This is a genomic window from Burkholderia sp. FW306-1C-G01B, from assembly GCF_058781685.1.
Map to the genome: position 1 here is coordinate 16,555 of NZ_JBYSWZ010000021.1, position 21,766 is coordinate 38,320.

Here is a 21,766-nt window from a genome sequence, read left to right on the forward strand (position 1 = left end):
TTCCCCGATCGTTCCGCAAATTGTCGGCTTCGGTGCTCAAAAGGCGCGGTAAGCTGATGATTCGCAAGCGTCTTTACGTAAATTTCCTATGCCGCGCCCGATCTCCGCCACCATCCACACCGCCGCTCTCGCGAACAATCTCTCCGTCGTCCGCCGCTTTGCCGGCCCGTCCAAGGTCTGGGCGGTCGTCAAGGCCAACGCGTACGGCCACGGTCTCGCCCGCGCGTTTCCCGGCCTGCGCGGCACCGACGGCTTCGGCCTGCTCGACCTCGACGAGGCCGTGAAGCTGCGCGAGCTCGGCTGGGCCGGCCCGATCCTGCTGCTCGAAGGCTTCTTCCGGTCGACCGACATCGACGTGATCGACCGCTACAGCCTGACGACGACCGTCCACAACGACGAGCAGATGCGGATGCTGGAAACGGCGCGGCTGTCGAAGCCCGTCAACGTGCAGCTCAAGATGAACAGCGGGATGAACCGGCTCGGCTACCTGCCGGAAAAATACCGTGCGGCCTGGGAGCGCGCCCGCGCGTGCCCCGGCATCGGCCAGATCACGTTGATGACCCATTTTTCGGACGCGGACAACGAGCGCGGCGTCGCCGAGCAGCTCGCGACGTTCGAGCGCGGCGCGGAAAACATTGCCGGCGCGCGCTGTCTCGCGAATTCGGCCGCCGTGCTGTGGCATCCGGATACGCACTTCGACTGGGTACGGCCGGGGATCGTGCTGTACGGCGCGTCGCCGTCCGGGCTGTCGTCCGATATCGCCGACACGGGGCTGAAACCCGCGATGACGCTCGCGTCCGAGCTGATCGCGGTGCAAACGATCGGGAAAGGCCAGGCCATCGGCTATGGCTCGACGTTCTCCGCGCAGGCGCCGATGCGGATCGGCGTCGTCGCGTGCGGCTACGCGGACGGCTATCCGCGCGTCGCGCCCGAAGGCACGCCCGTAATCGTTGACGGCATCCGCACGCGTATCGTGGGCCGCGTGTCGATGGACATGATCACCGTCGACCTGACCCCGTGCCCGCAGGCCGGCGTCGGCGCGCGCGTCGAGCTGTGGGGCAATACACTGCCGATCGACGACGTCGCCCGTCATTGCGGCACGATCGGCTACGAGCTGATGTGCGCGGTCGCCGGCCGCGTGCCCGTGCGCGCGGAATAAGGGCGTCGCGCGTGGCCAAACAGAAAACCGTCTACGTCTGCAGCGAGTGCGGCGGGCAGACCCCGAAGTGGCAGGGGCAGTGTCCGTCGTGCCAGGCCTGGAATACGCTGGTCGAATCGGTCGCCGAGTCGCCGTCGGCCCACCGTTTCCAGTCGCTCGCGAAGCGGGCGCCCGTCCAGCGCCTCGTGGATATCGAAGCGGCCGACGTGCCGCGCTTCTCGACCGGCATCGGCGAATTCGACCGCGTGCTCGGCGGCGGGCTGGTCCCCGGCGGCGTCGTGCTGATCGGCGGCGACCCGGGCATCGGCAAGTCGACGCTGCTGCTGCAGTCGCTCGCGGACATCGCGAGCGAACGGCGCGCACTCTATATCAGCGGCGAGGAATCGGCCGCGCAGATCGCGTTGCGCGCGCAACGGCTTGCGCTGCTCGACGGCGGTACGCCGGCGGCCGAGCTGCAACTGCTCGCCGAGATCCAGCTCGAAAAGATCCAGGCCGCGATCGACGCGGAGCGGCCCGACGTGGCCGTGATCGACTCGATCCAGACCGTCTATTCGGAAGCGCTCACGTCGGCGCCGGGCTCGGTCGCGCAGGTGCGCGAATGCGCGGCGCAGCTCACGCGCATCGCGAAACAGTCGGGCACCGCGATCATCATGGTCGGGCACGTGACGAAGGAGGGCAACCTGGCCGGCCCGCGCGTGCTCGAGCACATCGTCGACACGGTGCTGTATTTCGAGGGCGACACGCATTCGTCGTTCCGGCTCGTGCGCGCGTTCAAGAACCGCTTCGGCGCGGTCAACGAACTCGGCGTGTTCGCGATGACCGAGCGCGGGCTGCGCGGTGTCGCGAATCCGTCCGCGCTGTTCCTGTCGCAGCACGAGCAGATCGTGCCCGGCTCGTGCGTGCTCGTCACGCAGGAAGGCACGCGCCCGCTGCTCGTCGAAATCCAGGCGCTGGTCGATACCGCGCACGTGCCGAACCCGCGCCGGCTCGCGGTCGGCCTCGAACAGAACCGGCTCGCGATGCTGCTCGCGGTGCTGCACCGGCATGCGGGCATCGCGTGCTTCGACCAGGACGTGTTCCTCAATGCAGTGGGCGGCGTGAAGATCACCGAACCGGCCGCCGACCTCGCGGTGCTGCTCGCGATCCATTCGTCGATGCGCAACAAGGCGCTGCCCAAGGGGCTGATCGTGTTCGGCGAAGTGGGGCTGGCGGGCGAGATCCGGCCGTCCCCGCGCGGGCAGGAGCGGCTGCGCGAGGCGGCGAAGCTCGGCTTTACGGCGGCGCTGATCCCGAAGGCGAATGCGCCGAAACAGCCGATCGAAGGGCTGAACGTGATGGCTGTCGAGCGGATCGAGCAGGCGATCGACCGCGTGCGCGATCTCGAGTGATCGGCCCGGCAGCCGCGCGGGCTGTGCCTGTCGGCGATCTGTCGCGTAATTCTCTGTAAAGAATATGTAGGCTGCTGTAACCCGCCGGACATCGCTTTTCCCTATCCTTTGCCGGATTGTCGAACCGCGCAATGCGAAGGGAACCTATGTTGAAATCGTATGGGGAAGCGCCGGGCGGACGCCTTTACAACCTGCGCGGCTGCCGCGTGTCGGAGCCGATTCGCCAGCCCTGGGGCGGCGGATGCCGGATCGTCGAATGGATCGACGAGGAAGGGCGCCTGGCGCGCAAGGTCGTGTCCGAGGACGTGACCGAAGCGGAAGTCGCCGCGGCGATCCGGCGGCCGACCGAAGGGCGCCGGTACCTGATGGGCGACGACGAGCAACTGCCGCGCGACACGCTGCCGCGGCGCTGAGCCGGCAGGCGGTCTGCGAACCGACGGACAAGGGCAGCAAAAAGGCCGGGCCAGTGCGCCCGGCCTTGTCGCATGCGGGCCCGGCGCGGACCCGATGGCTTGTCGAAGAACCGGTGCCGCCAGCGCGCCGGGCCGGCGGCACCGGCCGGCGGCACTGCGGCCGCGTTCAGCCGATCTGTTCGAGCTCTTCGTGCGCGGCGAGCCAGTCGGCCTCGATCGTTTCGAGACGCGTGTTGACGTCGCCGAGCTTGCGGATCGCGTCGGTCAGCTCCGTCTTGCGCGCGGCCTCGTAGCTCGCCGGATCGGCGACGAACGCGTCGAGGCGCGCCTTCTCCGCGTGGAGCGTCTCCATTTCCTTTTCGAGCTTCGTGATGCGCGACTGCAGCGGTTTCTTCAACACCGACAGGCGCTGCCGCTCCTCGGCGGCCTGACGCTTCTGGTCCTTGCGGTTCGTTGCGGCGCCCGCGCCCGACGAGGCCGCGCTGTCGGCCTTCGCGGCCGCGCGCTGCTCGGCCGCATGCTGCAGCAGCCAGTCGCGGTAATCGTCGAGGTCGCCGTCGAACGGCTGCAGCCGGTGCTTTGCGACCAGCATGAACTGGTCGGTCGTCGCGCGCAGCAGGTGGCGGTCGTGCGATACGAGGATCAGCGTGCCTTCGAACTGCGCGAGCGCCATCGTCAGCGCGTGGCGCGTTTCGAGATCGAGGTGGTTCGTCGGTTCGTCGAGCAGCAGCAGGTTCGGCTTCTGCCAGATGATCAGTGCGAGCGCGAGGCGCGCCTTTTCTCCGCCCGAGAACGGGCCGACGGCACTCGTCGCCATGTCGCCCGAGAAATTGAAGCCGCCGAGGAAGTCGCGCAGCTCCTGCTCGCGCGTGTCGGGCGCGAGCCGCGCAAGATGCGCGAGCGGCGAATCGTCCTCGCGCAGCGTTTCGAGCTGATGCTGTGCGAAATAACCGATCGTCAGCCCCTTGCCCTCGCGGACGTCGCCCGACAGCGGTGCGAGCGTGCCGGCCAGCGTCTTGATCAGCGTCGACTTGCCCTGGCCGTTCGCGCCGAGCAGGCCGATGCGCTGCCCGTTCTGGATCGACAGCGCCACGCGTTCGACGATCGGGATGTCCGCGCCGTTGTCGGCATGGTAGCCGCAGCGGACGTCTTCCATCACCATCATCGGGTTCGGCGCGGCGTCGGGCGTGCGGAATTCGAACGTGAACGGCGATGCGATGTGCGCGGGCGCGATCAGCTCCATCTTCTCGAGCGCCTTCATCCGGCTTTGCGCCTGCTTGGCCTTGGTGGCCTTGGCCTTGAAGCGGTCGACGAAGCTCTGCAGGTGCTCGATCGTCTTCTGCTGCTTTTCGTATGCGCTTTGCTGCAGCGCCAGTTGCTGCGCGCGCAGCACTTCGAATTGCGAGTAGTTGCCGCCGTAGCGCTTCACCTGGCGGTTTTCCAGGTGCAGCGTGACGTTGCAGATCGAATCGAGGAATTCGCGGTCGTGCGAGATCACGACGAGCGTGCCGGGGTAGCGGTGCAGCCAGTCTTCGAGCCAGACGATCGCGTCGAGGTCGAGGTGGTTGGTCGGTTCGTCGAGCAGCAGCAGGTCGGAGCGGCACATCAGCGCCTGCGCGAGGTTCAGGCGCATGCGCCAGCCGCCGGAGAAGCTGGCGACGGGCTCGCGGGTCTGGGCGAGCGTGAAGCCGAGGCCGAGCAGCAGCGCTTCGGCGCGGGCGGGCGCGGTGTAGCCGTCGGCATCGGCGAAGGCCGCGTGCGCGTCGGCTTCGGCGGCGCCGTCATGCGCGGCGGACGCGGCCGCGATGCGCGCCTCGATCTCGCGCAGCGCGGCGTCGCCGTCGAGCGTGTAGTCGAGCGCCGAGCGGTCGACCGCGGGCGTTTCCTGCGACACGTGGGCGATCCGCCACGACGGCGGCATCGAGAAATCGCCGGCGTCCGAGTGCAGCTCGCCGCGCAGGACCGCGAACAGCGTCGACTTGCCGGCGCCATTCGCGCCGATCAGGCCGGCTTTCTCGCCGGGATTGAGCACGAACGAGGTCGACTCGAACAGCGGCTTGGTGCCTCGCGCAAGGCTGAACTGATTGAAACGGATCACGGCGGAAATGACTGGCCAAAACCGCTATTCTAGACTGCGCGCCGCTCTTGCCGGGCATCGGCCGTTCGGCGGATGCCGCAACGGCGCGATTTCGCCTAGACTCCATGTCGATCCGGTTTCGTAAAAGGAGTGCCCGATGTCCACCCTGTATTCGTTCAGCGCAGAGACGCTCGCCGGCGCGCCGGTTTCGCTCGACGCGTATCGCGGCAAGGTGCTGCTGATCGTCAACACTGCGAGCGAGTGCGGTTTCACGCCGCAATACGCGGGCCTGCAGAAACTGTACGACCACTACGCGGCGCGCGGCTTCTTCGTGCTCGGCTTCCCGTGCAACCAGTTCGGCAAGCAGGAGCCCGGCGACGCCGCGCAGATCGGCGCGTTCTGCGAGCGCAATTACGGCGTCACGTTCCCGATGTTCGCGAAGATCGACGTGAAGGGCGACCATGCGCATCCGCTGTACCGCTACCTGACCGACGAGGCGCCCGGCATTCTCGGCCTCAAGGCGATCAAGTGGAATTTCACGAAATTCCTGATCGACCGGGAAGGGCGCATCGTCAAGCGCTACGCGCCGTCGACCAAGCCCGACGAAATCGCCGCGGATATCGACAAGCTGCTGTGACGGCGGGCGCTGCCGTCCTCCCTGCGGCTACAGGATCGGCGCGAACAGTCGCGCGACGTGCATCGCGATCCGCCGCCATGCGGGCGACTGGCGGTACTCGTTCGCATCGACGCCGTACGCCTGCGCGAAGTCGGCATCGAGCATTGTCTCGACCTCGTCGGCGAATGCGCGGTCGACGGTCAGCACCATGATCTCGAAGTTGAGTCGGAACGAGCGGTTGTCGAGATTCGCGCTGCCGATCGCCGCCGCGATGCGGTCGATCAGCACGACCTTCTGGTGCAGGAAGCCGGGCCGGTAGCGGAACACCTTGACGCCCGCGTCGATGAGGTCGCGCGCATACAGCTTCGACGCCTCGAACACCACGTAGTGATCGCGCCGGCTCGGGATCAGGATGCGCACGTCGACGCCGCGCATCACCGCGAGCTTCAGCGCGCAGAGCACGGCTTCGTCGGGGACGAGGTACGGCGAGGTGATCCAGATCCGCTCGCGCGCGGCATTGATCGCCTCGACGAAGAACAGCGAGCCGGTTTCCTGCTTGTCAGCCGGCCCCATCGGCACCACGAGGCAATGCATGCCGTCGCCGGGCTGCGCGGGCGGCGGCAGCGCGAGCGGCGGCAGTTTCTGCGTCGCCCAGTGCCAGTCTTCGGCGAACACGTACTGGATGCTCGCGACCACGGGGCCGCGGATCTCGATGTGCGTGTCGCGCCACGGCGACAGGCGCGGCTTCGCGCCGAGATATTCGACGCCGACGTTGTGGCCGCCGACGAACGCGCGATTGCCGTCGACCACGACGATCTTGCGATGGTTGCGGAAGTTGAGCTGGAAGCGGTTGACGAACTTGCGATTGGTCGCGAACGGATGGACCTCGACGCCGCCCCGGCGCAATGTGTCGACGTAGCTGTGCGGCAGGTCGAAGCTGCCGATGCTGTCGTACAGCAGGCAGCAGCGCACGCCGGCCGCCGCACGCGCCAGCAGCGCGTCGCGCAGCATCTGGCCGAGCGCATCGTCGCGCACGATGAAGAACTGGACGACCACGTAGTCGCGCGCGCCATCGATCGCCGACAGGATCGCCGAGAACGTCGCGTCGCCGTTCACGAGCGTGCGCACGGAATTGCCACCGAGGAACGGCATGCCGCCGAGCCGCGTGAGCGCGAGCACGGCGGCTTGCCCGAGCGCATCGGCGGCCGGCCCGTCGGTCGCGTCGGCCGCATCGGTAGTGAGCCACGGCGAGCGCGGTGTGTGCGTGCGCAACAGTTCCAGCTCGTGGCGCCGTGCGTCGACATAGCCGGAGAACTTGCTGCGGCCGAGGAACAGGTACGGAATGAGCGTCAGGTACGGCATCGCGGCGAGCGACACGGCCCACGCGATCGCGCCTTGCGACGTGCGCGTGTTCATGATCGCGTGGCATGCCGCGACGATCCCGAGCACGTGGATGGTCAGGATCAGGGTGCCGAGATGTAGCCAGTCGAGGGTCATGGGCGCGTGGCGGACTCCTGAGGTCGTGCGGCGCGGCGGCCGCTTACGCGCATCTTACCCAACCGTGCGGCGCAGCGGTGCGCCGCACGGTCAGGGAGCCGGGCGGTTCAGCCCTTGCGCGGCAGGTCCGACGCCTGGATCAGGAACACGGTGTCGTCGCCCGCGCTGGTGGGCAGCCACGTGAGTTCGAGGCCGCCGAACGCGGCTTCGACGTGCTCGCGCTCGTTGCCGATCTCGACGACGAGCACGCCGTCGTCGTGCAGCCAGCGGTGCGCTTCGGCGACGATGCGTCGCACGATGTCCATCCCGTCCTCGCCGCCCGCGAGCGCCATCTCCGGCTCGTGCCGGTATTCGGGCGGCAGCGCGGCCATCGACGACGCGTTCACGTACGGCGGGTTCGTCAGGATCACGTCGTAGCGTGCGCCGGGGTCGGTGCGGAACGCGGGCAGCGGCGCGTAGAGATCGCCGCGGTGCAGCGCGATGCGGTCTTCGAGGCCGTAGTCGCGCACGTTGATCTCCGCGACTTCGAGTGCCTTGTCGGACAGGTCGACCGCATCGATCTCGGCGTTCGGGAACGCGCTCGCCGCGAGGATCGCAAGGCAGCCGGAGCCCGTGCACAGTTCGAGCACCGCGCCGACCTGCTCGGGATCGGCGACGTACGGCTGCAGCCCGTCGTCGAGCAGCTCGCCGATGAACGAGCGCGGCACGATCACGCGTTCGTCGACGTAGAAGCGGTGGCCATGCATCCAGGCTTCGTGCGTCAGGTACGCGGCCGGCACGCGGTCGGTCGCGCGCCGTTCGATCACGGCGAGCACGGCCGCGATTTCGTCGGGCAGCAGCCGCGCGTCGAGGAACGGCTCGAGCGTGTCGAGCGGCAGGTCGAGCGTATGCAGCACGAGGTAGGCCGCTTCGTCGTACGCATTGTCGGAGCCGTGGCCGAAGGCGAGCTTCGCCTTCGAGAAGCGCGTGACCGCGTAGCGCAGCAGGTCGCGGACAGTGGCAAAAGGTGTCGTCATGCGAGGCTCCATCAGGCGATCAGTTGTTCGAGCACGCGGCGGTACACGTTCTTCAGCGGGTCGACGAAGCGCACTTCGATGTGCTCGTCGATCTTGTGGATGCTGCCGTTCGGCGGGCCGAACTCGATCACCTGCGGGCAGATGCGCGCGATGAAGCGGCCGTCCGACGTGCCGCCGGTGGTCGACAGTTCGGTCGTGATGCCGGTCTCGGTACGAATCGCGTTTTCCAGCGCATTCGACAGCTCACCGCGCGGCGTCAGGAACGGCAGGCCGCTCACCGACCACTTCAGCGTGTATTCGAGGCCGTGCTTGTCGAGGATCGCGTGCACGCGCGCCTGCAGGCCCTCGACCGTGCTCGCGGTCGAGAACCGGAAGTTGAACAGCAGGTCGGCGTGGCCGGGGATCACATTGGTCGCGCCGGTGCCTGCGTGCAGGTTCGACACCTGCCAGGTGGTCGGCGGGAAATATTCGTTGCCTTCGTCCCACTGCTCGGCGGCGAGCTCGGCGAGCGCCGGCGCGAGCAGGTGGATCGGGTTCTTCGCGAGGTGCGGATACGCGATATGGCCCTGCACGCCCTTGACGACCAGCTCGCCCGACATCGACCCGCGGCGGCCGTTCTTGACGACGTCGCCGAGCTCGGCGGTCGACGTCGGCTCGCCGACGATGCAGTAGTCGACGCGTTCGCCGCGCGCCTGCAGCAGTTCGACGACCTTCACGGTGCCGTCGGTGGCCGGGCCTTCCTCGTCGCTCGTGATCAGGAATGCGATCGCGCCGCGGTGGCCGGGATGGGCCGCGACGAATTCCTCGGACGCGACGACGAACGCCGCGAGCGACGTCTTCATGTCGGCCGCGCCGCGGCCGTACAGCTTGCCGTCGCGATGGGCGGGGATGAACGGCGGCGAGGTCCACTGCTCGAGCGGGCCGGTCGGCACGACGTCGGTGTGGCCCGCGAACGCGAGCAGCTTGCCGTCGCGGCCGTCGGCGCCGCGCTTGACGGCCCACAGGTTGGTCACGCCGTGCGACGCGATGGTCTCGCATTCGAAGCCGAGCGCGGCGAGGCGCGCGGTCATGATCTGCTGGCAATGCTGGTCGTCGGGCGTCACGGACGCGCGGGCGATCAACTGTTCGGTAAGGGCTAGGGTGGCGGACATGGTTCGGACCACTTTCGATAAAAAATGCCGGCGCGGTGGCCGGCAGCGACAAGACGTCGTGCCGCGCCGACAGGCGCGGCGCGGGCGGCCCTATGCGGCAAACAGCGCCGCGTATTGATCGGCCGCGAAGCCGAGCGATTTCACGCGGCCGTTGACGACGAGCACGGGGCGCTTGATGACCGACGGCTTGTGGATCATCAGCGCGACCGCGCCGGTCTTCGTTTCGGCGGCCGCCTTCATCGCGTCGTCCAGGCCGCGCCACGTGGTGCCGCGCTTGTTCACGAGCGCGTCGAGCGACACGTCCTTCAGCCAGTCTTCAACCAGCGGCGCGCTGACGCCGAGCTTCTTGAAATCGTGGAACTCGAATTCGACGCCGTGATCGTCGAGCCACACGCGGGCCTTCTTCACGGTGTCGCAGTTCGGAATGCCGTAGACGACCACGGTGTGCGGCTTCGCCATCAGTCGCCTCGCAGCAGCTCGTTCAGGCCGACCTTCGCGCGGGTCTTCGCGTCGACCTTCTTGACGATCACCGCACAGTACAGGCTGTGCGAACCGTCCTTCGACGGCAGGTTGCCGGCGACCACGACCGAGCCGGCCGGGATGCGGCCGTAGCTGACTTCGCCCGTTTCGCGGTCGTAGATCTTCGTGCTCTGGCCGAGGTACACGCCCATCGAGATCACCGAGTTTTCCTCGACGATCACGCCTTCGACGACTTCCGAGCGCGCGCCGATGAAACAGTTGTCCTCGATGATGACGGGGTTCGCCTGCAGCGGCTCGAGCACGCCGCCGATGCCGACGCCGCCCGACAGGTGCACGTTCTTGCCGATCTGCGCGCACGAACCGACCGTGGCCCACGTGTCGACCATCGTGCCTTCGTCGACGTAGGCGCCGATGTTCGTGTACGACGGCATCAGCACGACGTTCTTCGCGATGAACGAGCCGCGGCGCGCGATGGCCGGCGGGACGACGCGGAAGCCGCCCGCGGCGAAGTCTTCGGCCGTGTAGTTCGCGAACTTCGACGGTACCTTGTCGTAGAACTGCGAGTAGCCGCCGGCCGCCATCGGTGCGTTGTCTTCCAGGCGGAACGACAGCAGCACGGCCTTCTTCAGCCACTGATGCACGGTCCAGTTGCCGTCGATTTTCTCGGCGACGCGCAGTGCGCCGCGGTCGAGCTGCTCGATCGCGTGAGCGACGGCCTCGCGGACTTCCGCGGGCGCGGCCTTCGGCGACAGCTCGGCGCGGTTTTCCCAGGCGGTATCGATGATTTGCTGAAGTTGTTGCGACATGTTCGTTTTCGCAGGAGATGGATGGAATTGATCGGGATGGACGATTACCGCGCGAGAGAACGGCAGAAATCGACGATGCGTTGCGCGCCCTCGACGCATTCGGGGGTGCCCGCGACGAGCGCGATCCGGATGAAATCGCGGCCCGGGTTCGACCCGTGCGCATCGCGCGCCAGGTACGAGCCGGGCAGAACCGTCACATTATAGTCGGCGTACAGGCGGCGGGCGAACTCGGTGTCCGACAGCCCGGTGCGCGATACGTTGGCCCACAGGTAGAACGCGGCGTCGGGCAGTTTCACGTCAATCACGTCGGCGAGCATCGGCGTGACCGTATTGAACTTCTGCAGGTACAGCGCGCGGTTCTCGCGCACGTGCGCCTCGTCGTTCCACGCGGCGATGCTGGCGTGCTGCCAGACCGGCGACAGCGCGGCGCCGTGGTACGTGCGGTACAGCAGGAATTTCTTCAACAGCGCCGCGTCGCCGGCGACGAAGCCCGAGCGCATGCCCGGCACGTTCGAGCGCTTCGACAGGCTCGATAGCATCACGAGCCGCTCGAAGCCGCGGCCGAGGCGGTGCGCGGCCTCGAGGCCGCCGAGCGGCGGCGCCGCTTCGTCGAAATAGATTTCCGAATAGCACTCGTCCGACGCGATCACGAAACCGTGGCGGTCGGACAGCGCGAACAGCTCGCGCCAGTCGTCGAGCGTCAGCACGGCGCCCGTCGGGTTGCCCGGCGAGCACACGTACAGCAGCTGCGTGCGCGCCCAGACGTCGTCGGGCACGGCCGCGTAGTCGCACGCGAAGTTGCGGGCCGGGTCGCTGTTCGCGAAATAGGGTTCGGCACCGGCCAGCAGCGCCGCGCCTTCGTAAATTTGATAGAAGGGATTCGGACAGAGTACGATCGCCTTCTCGCCCTGCCCGGACGGGCGCGCGTCGATCACGGTCTGCGCGAGCGAGAACAGCGCCTCGCGCGACCCCGACACGGGCAGCACCTGCGTGGCCGGATCGATCGCCGGCAGCCCGTAGCGGCGCTCGAGCCAATGCGCGATCGATGTGCGCAGCGCGTCCGAGCCGGCCGTGGCCGGGTACGACGCGAGGCCGTCGAGCGCGGCCACGACGGCGTCGCGGATCAGCGCCGGGGTCGGGTGCTTGGGCTCGCCGATGCCGAAGCTGATCGGTTTGAGGTCGCCGGAGGGCGTCACGTCCTTGAACAGGGCGCGCAGCTTTTCGAAGGGATAGGGCTGGAGCGAGTCGAGTCGAGGGTTCACGGGCGAAGCGGCCATCGCGGCCGGTTGGAGCGAAAGAAGCGGCGGGCGTGCCGCGCGGCTGCGAACGGGCGCCGACGGCGCGCGGGTCGCAACGAACGATTATAGCGTGACGGAATGCGGTCACGGCCCGCCGGAACGGCGGCCGGGCCGGTCGAATAAAGGGTATCGAACCAAATGAATAACGCGGTACGCGGCAGCCTGCCGACGCTGGCCATCCTGATCGGCGCGTCGGTATGGGGTCTGATCTGGTATCCGTTGCGGATCCTCGCGTCGCTCGGCGTGACGGGCACGCTGGCGAGCGCGCTGACGAGCCTCGTCGCGTTCCTGTTCGTGATCGTCACGCGGCACCGCACGATCGCGACGCTGCGCTGGCACTGGGTGCTGCCGGGCATCGCGGTGACGGCCGGCGTGACGAACCTCGGTTTCGTATGGGGCACGATCCACGGCGAGGTGCTGCGCGTGATGCTGCTGTTCTACCTGACCCCCGCATGGACCGCGATCTACGCGCACTTCCTGCTGCGCGAGCGGTTGACCTGGGCCGGCGCGGGGCTGGCGGCGCTGTCGATCGGCGGCGCGATGCTGATGCTGTGGTCGCCGACGCTCGGCTTGCCGCTGCCGGCCAACCCGGCCGAATGGGCCGGTCTCGCGGCCGGGCTGAGTTTCGCGATGAGCAACGTGCTCGTGATCAAGGCGAGCCGCGAGCTGCCCGGGATGCGCGCGGAGATGCGCACCGCGACGCTGTTCGGCGGTGCGGCGGTATTCGGCGCGATCGCGTCGCTGTTCGAAGGGCTGCCGGCCGCACCGGCGGGCGGCCAGCTCGGCGTCGCCGCGCTGATCGTCGCCGCGATCGGCGTGACGATGGCGGCGAACAACCTGCTCGTGCAATACGGCCTCGCGCGCGTGCCGGCGAACCGCGCGTCGATCATCATGCTGTTCGAGATCGTGATCACCGCGCTGTCGGCGTGGGTGTTCGCCAACGAGCTGCCGACCGCGCGCGAGTGGGCGGGCGGCGTGTGCATCGTGCTGGCGACGCTGCTGTCGAGCCGGGTCCATCGTGCCGCGCCGGCACCGGGCAAACCCGGCGACGGTCGGGACGGCGCACGCGCGATGGTATGATGGAAGCCGTTTGCGGGGCCCAACGCTGTATGCGCGCGGCCCCGCTTTTGAATTCCGGGGCGCGTCGCGCGCATGGGCCGTCCGGCCCCGCGCAGCACGGCCCCGTCCGTTTCACACCTTCTTCACATCCGATACCGCCGTGCGTCTGAGCTCGATCAAACTCGCTGGCTTCAAATCCTTCGTCGATCCCACGCATTTCCAGGTTCCGGGCCAGCTTGTCGGCGTGGTGGGCCCGAACGGGTGCGGCAAGTCCAACATCATCGACGCCGTGCGCTGGGTGCTCGGCGAGTCGCGCGCGTCCGAGCTGCGCGGCGAATCGATGCAGGACGTGATCTTCAACGGCTCGACCGCCCGCAAGCCCGGCAGCCGGGCAAGCGTCGAGCTGATCTTCGACAACTCCGACGGCCGCGCGGCCGGGCAGTGGGGCCAGTACGGCGAGATCGCCGTGAAGCGCGTGCTGACGCGCGACGGCACGTCGAGCTACTACATCAACAACCTGCCGGCGCGCCGCCGCGACATCCAGGACATCTTCCTCGGCACCGGCCTCGGGCCGCGCGCGTACGCGATCATCGGGCAGGGCATGATCGCGCGGATCATCGAGGCGAAGCCGGAAGAGCTGCGCGTGTTCCTCGAGGAAGCCGCGGGCGTGTCGAAGTACAAGGAACGCCGCCGCGAAACCGAGAACCGCCTGCACGACACGCGCGAGAACCTGACGCGCGTCGAGGACATCGTCCGCGAGCTCGGCGCGAACCTCGAGAAGCTCGAGGCGCAGGCCGTCGTCGCGACCAAGTACAAGGAACTCGTCGCCGACGGCGAGGAGAAGCAGCGCCTGTTGTGGCTGCTGCGCAAGAACGAGGCCGCCGGCGAGCAGCAGAAGCAGCAGCGCGCGATCGAACAGGCGCAGATCGACCTCGAGGCGCAGACGGCCAAGCTGCGCGAGGTCGAGTCGCAGCTCGAGACGCTGCGCGTCGCGCATTACTCGGCGAGCGACGCGATGCAGGGCGCGCAGGGCGCGCTCTACGAGGCGAATGCCGAGGTGAGCCGCCTCGAAGCCGAAATCAAGTTCATCGTCGAATCGCGCAATCGCGTGCAGGCGCAGATCGCCGCGCTGAACGCGCAGCGCGAGCAATGGCGCGCGCAGGCCGAGAAGTCGCAGGACGAGCTCGAGGAAGCCGAAGAGGCGCGCGCGATGGCCGACGAGAAGGCCGCGCTCGCCGAGGACAACGCAGCCGCGAAGCACGACGCGCTGCCGGCGCTCGAGGCAAAGTGGCGCGACGCGCAGGCGCAGCTCAACGACGAGCGCGCGCGGATCGCGCAGACCGAACAGTCGCTGAAGCTCGAAGCCGCGCACCAGCGCAACGCCGACCAGCAGCTCCAGCAGCTTCAGCAGCGCCATGAGCGCCTGAAGAGCGAAGCGGGCGGGCTCGATGCGCCTGACGAGGCGCAGCTCGAGGAGCTGCGCATGCAGCTCGCCGAGCAGGAAGAAATCCTCGCCGAAGCGCAGGCGCGTCTCGTCGACGCGCAGGAAACGGTGCCGCGCCTCGACGGCGAACGCCGTGCCGCGCAGGAGCGCGTGCAGGCCGAAGGCGCGCAGATCCACCAGCTCGAGGCACGCCTTGCCGCGCTGAAGCAGCTTCAGGAAAACGTGCAGACCGAAGGCAAGGTGCAGCCGTGGCTCGACAAGCACGAGCTCGGCGCGTTGCCGCGCCTGTGGAAGAAGCTGCACGTCGAAGCGGGCTGGGAAGCGGCGCTCGAAGCCGTGCTGCGCGAGCGCCTCGCCGCGCTCGAAGTGTCGAATCTCGACTGGGTGAAGGCGTTCGCGACCGATGCGCCGCCCGCGAAGCTCGCGTTCTACGCGCCGCCCGCGGCCGGCGAGCCGCTTGCGGCGGTGGCCGGGCTGCGTCCGGTGCTGTCGCTCGTGCGCATCGACGACGCGGGCATTCGCGCGGTGCTGAACGACTGGCTCGGCAACGTCTATGTCGCCGACGACGTCGCGCAGGCGCTTGCGACGCGCACGCAACTGCCGGCAGGCGGCGCATTCGTCGTCAAGGCCGGCCATATCGTCACGCGCGTCGGTGTGCAGTTGTACGCGGCCGATTCGGAGCAGGCCGGGATGCTGGCCCGCCAGCAGGAAATCGAAAACCTGACGCGCCAGGTGCGTGCGCAGGCACTGCTCGCCGACGACGCGCGCACGGCCGCCGTGCGCGCGGAAGCCGCGCACACGCAGGCCACGCAGGCGCTCGGCGACGTGCGCGCGCAGGCCGAACGTGCGACGCAGCGGGTGCATGCGCTGCAGATGGACGTATTGAAGCTCGCGCAGGCGCACGAGCGCTATACGCAGCGCAGCACGCAGATCCGCGAGGAACTCGAGGAAATCGGGGCGCAGATCGAAGAACAGCGCGCGCTGCGCGCGGAGTCGGAAGCGAATTTCGAACGCTTCGACGGCGAACTCGCGGAGCTGCAGGCACGCTTCGAGGACAACCAGCTCGCGTTCGAATCGCTCGACGAATCGCTGACGCAGGCGCGTCAGGAGGCGCGTGACCTGGAGCGCGGCGCGAACGACGCGCGCTTCGCCGCACGCAACGCGGTGACCCGGATCGACGAGCTCAAGCGCAGCATCCAGGTTGCGCACGAGCAGAGCGAGCGTGTCGCCGCGTCGCTGGAAGACGCGCGTGCCGAGCTCGAGACGATCAACGAGCAGACCGCGCACACGGGCCTGCAGGACGCGCTCGAGATTCGCGCGGTGAAGGAAGAAGCGCTGCAGGCCGCGCGGATCGAGCTCGACGACCTGACCGCGAAGCTGCGCGCGTCGGACGAGCAGCGTCTCGTCGCCGAGCGTTCGCTGCAGCCGCTGCGCGACCGCATCACCGAGCTGCAGCTGAAGGAGCAGGCCGCGCGCCTGTCCGTCGAGCAGTTCGCCGAGCAGCTCGCGACGGCCGAGGTCGACGAGGCCGCGCTGAGCGAGAAGCTGACGCCGGATCTGAAACCGTCGTACCTGCAGGGCGAGGTCACCCGGCTCAACAATGCGATCAATGCGCTTGGCCCGGTGAACATGGCCGCGCTCGACGAGCTGAAGGCCGCGAGCGAGCGCAAGGTGTTCCTCGACGCGCAGTCAGCCGACCTGATCGACGCGATCACGACGCTCGAGGACGCGATCCACAAGATCGACCAGGAAACCCGCACGCTGCTGCAGGGTACCTTCGACGAGGTCAACCGCCACTTCAGCGACCTGTTCCCGCGCCTGTTCGGCGGCGGCCAGGCGAAGCTGATCATGACGGGCGACGAGATCCTCGATGCCGGCGTGCAGGTGATGGCGCAGCCGCCCGGCAAGAAGAACGCGACGATTCACCTGCTGTCGGGCGGCGAGAAGGCGTTGACCGCGACCGCGCTGGTGTTCGCGATGTTCCAGTTGAACCCGGCGCCGTTCTGTCTGCTCGACGAGGTCGACGCGCCGCTCGACGACGCGAACACCGAACGTTTCGCGAATCTCGTGCGCGCGATGTCCGACAAGACGCAGTTCCTGTTCATCTCGCACAACAAGATCGCGATGGAGATGGCGCAGCAGCTGATCGGCGTGACGATGCAGGAGCAGGGCGTGTCGCGGATCGTTGCGGTGGACATGGAAACCGCGGCGGGTTTTGCCCAGAATTGACGTTTGACGAAACCGGATCGCGTTCGCGCGGCGCATGGGCGCCCGTTCGCGATCCCGACGAAAAAGAATTGCTGATGGAGCGTGCATGGACGAGTTGACACTCGGTTTGATCGGCGCGGGCGCCGTCGTGGTGGGCGGCGTCGTGGTCTACAACGCATGGCAGGGCGCGAAGGTACGACGCAGGATGCCGCGCCCGATGCCGGAGGAAGCGGCCGAGGCGATGAACCGCCCCGAGCGCGACGAAGAGTTGCCGTTCATCGAGCCGGTGCGCCAGCCGGCGCGCCGCGAGCCCGCGGCACCGGTCGCCGCGCCGGCCGCGCCGGCCGAAGCCGCGCGCGTCGAGCCGACGTTCGGAGGCGCGGCGCCTGCGGACATGCCGGCCGATCTGCAGGCCGAGGCGACCGGTGCCGACCTGTCGCCCGAGTCGGCCGAACCGGCCGCCGGTGAAGAAGCGGTGCCTGCCGCCGCGCACGAACCGGCCGCCGAACCGGCCGAGTCGTCCGAACCCGTGCTGCCGGCCGCGACGACGATCTCGTCGACGCCGCCCGCGATCGTCGACCGACGGATCGACTGCATCGTGCCGATCCGCCTCGCCGGGCCGCTGCCGGGCGACAAGATCCTGCCGGCCGCGCAGCGGCTGCGCCGTGCGGGCAGCAAGCCGGTGCACATCGAAGGCAAGCCGGAAGGCGGCCAGTGGGAGCTGCTGCAGAACGGCGTGCGCTACGAAGAGTTGCGCGCGGCCGCGCAGCTCGCGAACCGCAGCGGCGCGCTGAACGAGCTCGAATTCTCCGAATTCGTGACGGGCGTTCAGCAGTTCGCCGACACGATCGACGGCGCACCGGAATTCCCGGACATGATGGAGACGGTGGCGATGGCGCGCGAACTCGACGCCTTTGCCGCGCAGTGCGACGCGCAACTGTCGATCAACGTGATGTCGGACGGCGCGCCGTGGTCGGCGAACTACGTGCAGGCGGTCGCATCGCAGGACGGGCTGCTGCTGTCGCGCGACGGCACGCGTTTCGTGAAGCTCGACGCGAAGCAGAACCCCGTGTTCATGCTGCAGTTCGGCGATACGAACTTCCTGCGCGACGACCTCACGTACAAGGGCGGCAACATGATCACGCTGGTGCTCGACGTGCCGGTCGCCGAAGAGGACATCCTGCCGTTCCGGCTGATGTGCGATTACGCGAAGTCGCTGTCCGAACGGATCGGCGCGCGGGTCGTCGACGATTCGCGCCGGCCGCTGCCGGAGTCGACGCTGCTGGCGATCGAGCAGCAGTTGATGAAGCTGTACGCGAAGCTCGAGGAAGCCGGCATTCCGGCCGGTTCGCCGGTCACGCGCCGCCTCTTCAGCCAGTAACGCGATGGCGCGGACGGCGGGCTTCGGCGCCGTCGTCCGTCGTGGCAGCGCAGGCTTTTCGTGTGCGCTGCAGCACGCTGATCCGGCGCGCATTGCACGCCCCGCCGCGGCGTCAAACTGAGATAATCGGACATCCGATTTTCTCAGAACGAATCTGCCGCCAGCATGGCCCGAACCCAAGCCGAACCGCCAGCCAGCCAGCCCGACGCGCGCGCCGCGTGGCTGCGCGACCAACTCGAGCGGGCGAACTACGCCTATTACGTACTCGACCAGCCGGATCTGCCCGACGCCGAATACGATCGGCTGTTCCGCGAACTGCAGCAGCTCGAAACCGACCATCCCGAACTCGTGACGCCCGATTCGCCGACGCAGCGCGTCGGCGGCGAAGCGGCCGGCGGCTTCACGCCGGTCGTCCACGACGCGCCGATGCTGTCGCTGAACAACGGCTTCGCCGACGAGGACATCGTCGCGTTCGACAAGCGCGTCGCCGATGCGCTCGACAAGACGACCGATCTCGCCGGCTCGGTGACAGAGCCCGTCGAATACGCGTGCGAGCTGAAGTTCGACGGCCTCGCGATCTCGCTGCGCTACGAGCGCGGCGTGTTCGTGCAGGCGTCGACGCGCGGCGACGGCACGACGGGCGAGGACGTGACCGAAAACGTGCGCACGATCCGCTCGATTCCGCTGAAGCTGAAGGGCGCGAACGTGCCGGCGGTGCTCGACGTGCGCGGCGAGGTGCTGATGTTCAAGCGCGATTTCGCACGCCTGAACGAACGCCAGCGCGCGGCCGAGCAGCGCGAATTCGCGAACCCGCGCAATGCGGCGGCCGGCAGCCTGCGCCAGCTCGACTCGAAGATCACCGCGCAGCGTCCGCTGTCGTTCTTCTCGTACGGCATCGGCGTGCTCGACGGGATGCCGATGCCCGACACGCACAGCGCGCTGCTCGACTGGTACGAAGCGCTCGGCCTGCCCGTGAATCGCGAACGCGCGGTCGTGCACGGCGCCGACGGATTGCTCGGCTTCTTCCGCAAGATCGGCGAGAAGCGCGAGTCGCTGCCGTACGACATCGACGGTGTCGTCTACAAGGTCAACCGGCGCGACGAGCAGGAGCGCCTCGGCTTCGTGTCGCGCGCGCCGCGCTTCGCGCTCGCGCACAAGTTCCCCGCACAGGAAGCGCTGACGAAGCTCGTCGCGATCGACGTGCAGGTCGGCCGCACGGGCGCGATCACGCCGGTCGCGCGCCTCGAGCCGGTGTTCGTCGGCGGTGCGACCGTGACCAACGCGACGCTGCACAACGAGGACGAAGTGCGTCGCAAGGACATCCGGATCGGCGATACCGTGATCGTGCGACGCGCGGGCGACGTGATCCCCGAGGTGGTCGGCGCGCTGCTCGACCGGCGCCCGGACGATGCGGCCGAATTCGTGATGCCGACCGAATGCCCGGTGTGCGGCTCGAAGATCGAGCGCCTGCCGGACGAGGCGATCGCGCGCTGCACGGGCGGCCTGTTCTGCCCGGCGCAGCGCAAGCAGGCGCTGTGGCACTTCGCGCAGCGCCGTGCGCTCGACATCGACGGGCTCGGCGAGAAGATCATCGACCAGCTCGTCGAGCTGAATCTCGTGCGTACGCCGGCCGATCTGTTCAATCTCGGTTTCGCGACGCTCGCCGAACTCGACCGGTTCGCCGAGAAGTCCGCACAGAATTTGCTCGACTCGCTCGAGAAGGCGAAGCACACGACGCTCGCGCGCTTCATCTACGGGCTCGGCATCCGCCATGTCGGCGAATCGACCGCGAAAGATCTCGCGAAGCATTTCGGCTCGCTGACGCCGATCATGGATGCATCGATCGACGAACTGCTCGAAGTCAACGACGTCGGCCCGATCGTTGCCGAGTCGCTGCACCAGTTCTTCGCGGAAGAGCACAACCGGACCGTGATCGAGCAGTTGCGCGCGCCGGGCAAGGTTACGTGGCCTGAAGGGCCGCCCGCGCCGAAGGCGCCGCAGGGCGTGCTGGCCGGCAAGACCGTCGTGCTGACGGGCACGCTGCCGACGCTCACGCGCGATGCGGCGAAGGAGATGCTCGAAGCGGCGGGCGCGAAAGTTGCGGGCTCGGTATCGAAGAAGACGGATTACGTGGTCGCGGGCGCCGAAGCCGGCAGCAAGCTCGCGAAGGCCGAGGAACTCGGCATCCCCGTGCTGGACGAAGACGGACTGCACCAACTCCTGGAGGGCAATACGCCATGATTCGCGAGATCCTGAAGATGGGCGATCCGCGCCTGCTCGAAATCGCCAAACCGGTCGAGCGGTTCGATACACCCGAGCTGCACGAGATCGTTGCGGACATGTTCGAGACGATGCACCATGCGAACGGCGCCGGGCTGGCCGCGCCGCAGATCGGCATCGGGCTGCAGCTCATCATCTTCGGCTTCGGCAACAACAACCGCTACCCGGATGCGCCGCCGGTGCCCGAGACCGTGCTGATCAACCCGAAGATCGAGTACATGCCGCCGGACATGGAAGAGGGCTGGGAAGGCTGCCTGTCGGTGCCGGGCATGCGCGGTGTCGTCAGCCGCTACGCGAAGGTGCGCTACAGCGGCTTCGACCAGTTCGGCGCGAAGATCGATCGCGTCGCCGACGGTTTTCACGCGCGCGTGGTCCAGCATGAATACGATCACCTGATCGGCAAGCTGTATCCGATGCGGATCACCGACTTCACGCGCTTCGGCTTCACCGAGGTGCTGTTCCCGGGGCTCGATCCGGCGGAAGACGACTGACCGGGCACGCGGGGCGGCCGGCCGGCGTGCTGCCGGCACTCGTTTCGCGATGTTCGACGGCAACAAAAAACCCGCTTGCGCGGGTTTTTTGTTGCGTGGCGCACGTCGCGTGCCCGCTGTCAGAACGTCTCGTCGGCCGACAGATAGCGCCATTGCCCCTGCGGCAGCGCGCCGAGCATCACGCGGCCCATCCGCACGCGCTTGAGGCCGACTACGTCGAGACCGACCAGTTCGCACATGCGGCGGATCTGGCGCTTCTTGCCTTCGCGCAGCACGAAACGCAGTTGCTCGCCGTTCTGCCAGCTCACCATTGCGGGCTTCAATGCGACGCCGTCGAGCTCGAGGCCGTGGCGCAGCTTCGCGAGCGATTCCGCGGGGAAGTGCTGGTCGATGTCGATGAGCCGTTCGCCGAAGCGCACGCGCACCAGGTACTCCTTGTCGATGTCCGACTGCTCGCCGATCAGCTGCTTCGCGATCCGGCCGTTCTGCGTCAGCACGAGCAGGCCGGTGGAATCGATGTCGAGCCGGCCGGCCGGTGCGAGCGCGTGCAGGTGCTGCGGCGAGAAGCGCAGCGGCGAATGGTCGCCGCTCCAGTGGTTCCCGCGCGTGATCAGCACGGCCGCGGGCTCGTAGCCGTCTTCCGCCTGACCCGATACATAGCCGACCGGCTTGTGCAGCAGGATCGTCACCTGCGCGGCCTGTGCGGCGCTTGCGCGCTCGTCGATCTCGATTTTCTGGTCGGCGCGCACCTTGGTGCCGAGCGTGTCGATGCGTTCGCCGTCGACGAGCACCCAGCCCTTTTCGATCCACTCGTCGGCTTCGCGGCGCGAGCACATGCCGAGTTCGGACATCCGCTTCGACAGGCGCATCAGGCCCGTTTCGTCACCGTAATCGGTGTCGGCAGCCTGGCGCTTGACGGGTTGTGAGGTCTTCAGGCCCGCGCCGGATGTGCGGCGCTCGCCGTCGCGGGCGGGGCGGGCCGGACGGTCACCGAAGCTGCGT

The 21,766-nt window shown here is 68.1% G+C and carries 17 protein-coding genes; 9 read left to right on the top strand and 8 right to left on the bottom strand.

Annotated elements, in window-relative coordinates; genetic code table 11:
- Window positions 1–88: 88 nt before the first annotated feature.
- From alr to AC3WLY_RS31835, 3 genes are all read left to right on the top strand, one after another.
- Window positions 89–1,159 (top strand): alanine racemase, encoded by a 1,071-nt coding sequence (gene alr, locus AC3WLY_RS31825; RefSeq protein WP_175961160.1) that lies wholly within the window; start codon window positions 89–91, stop codon window positions 1,157–1,159.
- Between the two features lie 11 nt (window positions 1,160–1,170).
- Window positions 1,171–2,547, top strand: a complete 1,377-nt coding sequence (gene radA / locus AC3WLY_RS31830) for a DNA repair protein RadA (RefSeq protein ID WP_072437254.1) — start codon at window positions 1,171–1,173, stop codon at window positions 2,545–2,547.
- Window positions 2,548–2,693: 146 nt separating this feature from the next.
- A complete protein-coding gene (locus tag AC3WLY_RS31835) occupies window positions 2,694–2,960 on the top strand; it encodes a DUF2866 domain-containing protein (RefSeq protein WP_034184728.1) in 267 nt (88 codons plus the stop codon).
- A 166-nt stretch (window positions 2,961–3,126) separates the two neighbouring features.
- Here the strand turns inward: AC3WLY_RS31835 and AC3WLY_RS31840 are convergent, their stop codons facing one another.
- A complete protein-coding gene (locus tag AC3WLY_RS31840; protein WP_175961158.1) occupies window positions 3,127–5,058 on the bottom strand; it encodes an ATP-binding cassette domain-containing protein in 1,932 nt (643 codons plus the stop codon).
- A gap of 136 nt (window positions 5,059–5,194) precedes the next feature.
- On the opposite strand from AC3WLY_RS31840, the gene AC3WLY_RS31845 reads away from it, so the two are divergent.
- A complete protein-coding gene (locus tag AC3WLY_RS31845) occupies window positions 5,195–5,674 on the top strand; it encodes a glutathione peroxidase (protein ID WP_425133017.1) in 480 nt (159 codons plus the stop codon).
- Window positions 5,675–5,701: 27 nt separating this feature from the next.
- Here AC3WLY_RS31845 and cls read toward each other — a convergent pair whose 3' ends face one another.
- The 6 genes from cls to dapC form a co-directional block, all read right to left on the bottom strand.
- On the bottom strand, window positions 5,702–7,150 hold the full coding sequence (cls, locus tag AC3WLY_RS31850) for a cardiolipin synthase (protein WP_425133018.1): 1,449 nt from the start codon (window positions 7,148–7,150) through the stop codon (window positions 5,702–5,704).
- A 107-nt stretch (window positions 7,151–7,257) separates the two neighbouring features.
- The gene (prmB, locus tag AC3WLY_RS31855; protein WP_175961152.1) at window positions 7,258–8,166 is read right to left on the bottom strand and encodes a 50S ribosomal protein L3 N(5)-glutamine methyltransferase; all 909 of its coding nucleotides are present in this window, start codon (window positions 8,164–8,166) and stop codon (window positions 7,258–7,260) included.
- Between the two features lie 11 nt (window positions 8,167–8,177).
- Window positions 8,178–9,317, bottom strand: a complete 1,140-nt coding sequence (dapE, locus tag AC3WLY_RS31860; protein ID WP_310143348.1) for a succinyl-diaminopimelate desuccinylase — start codon at window positions 9,315–9,317, stop codon at window positions 8,178–8,180.
- Window positions 9,318–9,407: 90 nt separating this feature from the next.
- Window positions 9,408–9,776, bottom strand: a complete 369-nt coding sequence (locus AC3WLY_RS31865; RefSeq protein WP_034184733.1) for an ArsC family reductase — start codon at window positions 9,774–9,776, stop codon at window positions 9,408–9,410.
- On the bottom strand, window positions 9,776–10,603 hold the full coding sequence (gene dapD / locus AC3WLY_RS31870) for a 2,3,4,5-tetrahydropyridine-2,6-dicarboxylate N-succinyltransferase (RefSeq protein WP_111016716.1): 828 nt from the start codon (window positions 10,601–10,603) through the stop codon (window positions 9,776–9,778). The genes AC3WLY_RS31865 and dapD overlap by 1 nt, the downstream gene beginning before the upstream one ends.
- A 44-nt stretch (window positions 10,604–10,647) precedes the next feature.
- Window positions 10,648–11,880 carry a succinyldiaminopimelate transaminase gene (gene dapC, locus AC3WLY_RS31875; RefSeq protein WP_425133019.1) on the bottom strand — a complete coding sequence of 411 codons (1,233 nt, stop codon included), beginning with the start codon at window positions 11,878–11,880 and terminating at the stop codon, window positions 10,648–10,650.
- Between the two features lie 159 nt (window positions 11,881–12,039).
- On the opposite strand from dapC, the gene AC3WLY_RS31880 reads away from it, so the two are divergent.
- From AC3WLY_RS31880 to def, 5 genes are all read left to right on the top strand, one after another.
- Window positions 12,040–12,981 carry a DMT family transporter gene (locus tag AC3WLY_RS31880; protein ID WP_175961144.1) on the top strand — a complete coding sequence of 314 codons (942 nt, stop codon included), beginning with the start codon at window positions 12,040–12,042 and terminating at the stop codon, window positions 12,979–12,981.
- Between the two features lie 139 nt (window positions 12,982–13,120).
- Window positions 13,121–16,633: a chromosome segregation protein SMC gene (gene smc / locus AC3WLY_RS31885; RefSeq protein WP_175961143.1), complete on the top strand. Its 3,513-nt coding sequence runs from the start codon at window positions 13,121–13,123 to the stop codon at window positions 16,631–16,633.
- Window positions 16,634–16,718: 85 nt separating this feature from the next.
- The gene (locus tag AC3WLY_RS31890) at window positions 16,719–17,993 is read left to right on the top strand and encodes a cell division protein ZipA C-terminal FtsZ-binding domain-containing protein (RefSeq protein ID WP_492310647.1); all 1,275 of its coding nucleotides are present in this window, start codon (window positions 16,719–16,721) and stop codon (window positions 17,991–17,993) included.
- 165 nt (window positions 17,994–18,158) lie between these two features.
- Window positions 18,159–20,234, top strand: coding sequence for an NAD-dependent DNA ligase LigA (ligA, locus tag AC3WLY_RS31895; RefSeq protein ID WP_072437086.1), 2,076 nt, complete (start codon window positions 18,159–18,161; stop codon window positions 20,232–20,234).
- Window positions 20,231–20,764 (top strand): peptide deformylase, encoded by a 534-nt coding sequence (def, locus tag AC3WLY_RS31900; RefSeq protein WP_175961141.1) that lies wholly within the window; start codon window positions 20,231–20,233, stop codon window positions 20,762–20,764. The genes ligA and def overlap by 4 nt, the downstream gene beginning before the upstream one ends.
- 119 nt (window positions 20,765–20,883) lie before the next feature.
- On the opposite strand, the gene AC3WLY_RS31905 is transcribed toward def, so the two are convergent.
- On the bottom strand, window positions 20,884–21,766 hold an 883-nt coding region (locus AC3WLY_RS31905), incomplete at its 5' end, for a pseudouridine synthase (protein WP_492332747.1).

Coding starts and splice junctions, on each gene's coding strand:
- alr (WP_175961160.1), top strand. CDS start 89: ATGCCGCGCCCGATCTCCGCCACCATCCACACCGCCGCTCTCGCGAAC.
- AC3WLY_RS31835 (WP_034184728.1), top strand. CDS start 2,694: ATGTTGAAATCGTATGGGGAAGCGCCGGGCGGACGCCTTTACAACCTG.
- AC3WLY_RS31845 (WP_425133017.1), top strand. CDS start 5,195: ATGTCCACCCTGTATTCGTTCAGCGCAGAGACGCTCGCCGGCGCGCCG.
- cls (WP_425133018.1), bottom strand. CDS start 7,150: ATGACCCTCGACTGGCTACATCTCGGCACCCTGATCCTGACCATCCAC.
- prmB (WP_175961152.1), bottom strand. CDS start 8,166: ATGACGACACCTTTTGCCACTGTCCGCGACCTGCTGCGCTACGCGGTC.
- dapE (WP_310143348.1), bottom strand. CDS start 9,317: ATGTCCGCCACCCTAGCCCTTACCGAACAGTTGATCGCCCGCGCGTCC.
- AC3WLY_RS31865 (WP_034184733.1), bottom strand. CDS start 9,776: ATGGCGAAGCCGCACACCGTGGTCGTCTACGGCATTCCGAACTGCGAC.
- dapD (WP_111016716.1), bottom strand. CDS start 10,603: ATGTCGCAACAACTTCAGCAAATCATCGATACCGCCTGGGAAAACCGC.
- dapC (WP_425133019.1), bottom strand. CDS start 11,880: ATGGCCGCTTCGCCCGTGAACCCTCGACTCGACTCGCTCCAGCCCTAT.
- AC3WLY_RS31880 (WP_175961144.1), top strand. CDS start 12,040: ATGAATAACGCGGTACGCGGCAGCCTGCCGACGCTGGCCATCCTGATC.
- AC3WLY_RS31890 (WP_492310647.1), top strand. CDS start 16,719: ATGGACGAGTTGACACTCGGTTTGATCGGCGCGGGCGCCGTCGTGGTG.
- ligA (WP_072437086.1), top strand. CDS start 18,159: ATGGCCCGAACCCAAGCCGAACCGCCAGCCAGCCAGCCCGACGCGCGC.
- def (WP_175961141.1), top strand. CDS start 20,231: ATGATTCGCGAGATCCTGAAGATGGGCGATCCGCGCCTGCTCGAAATC.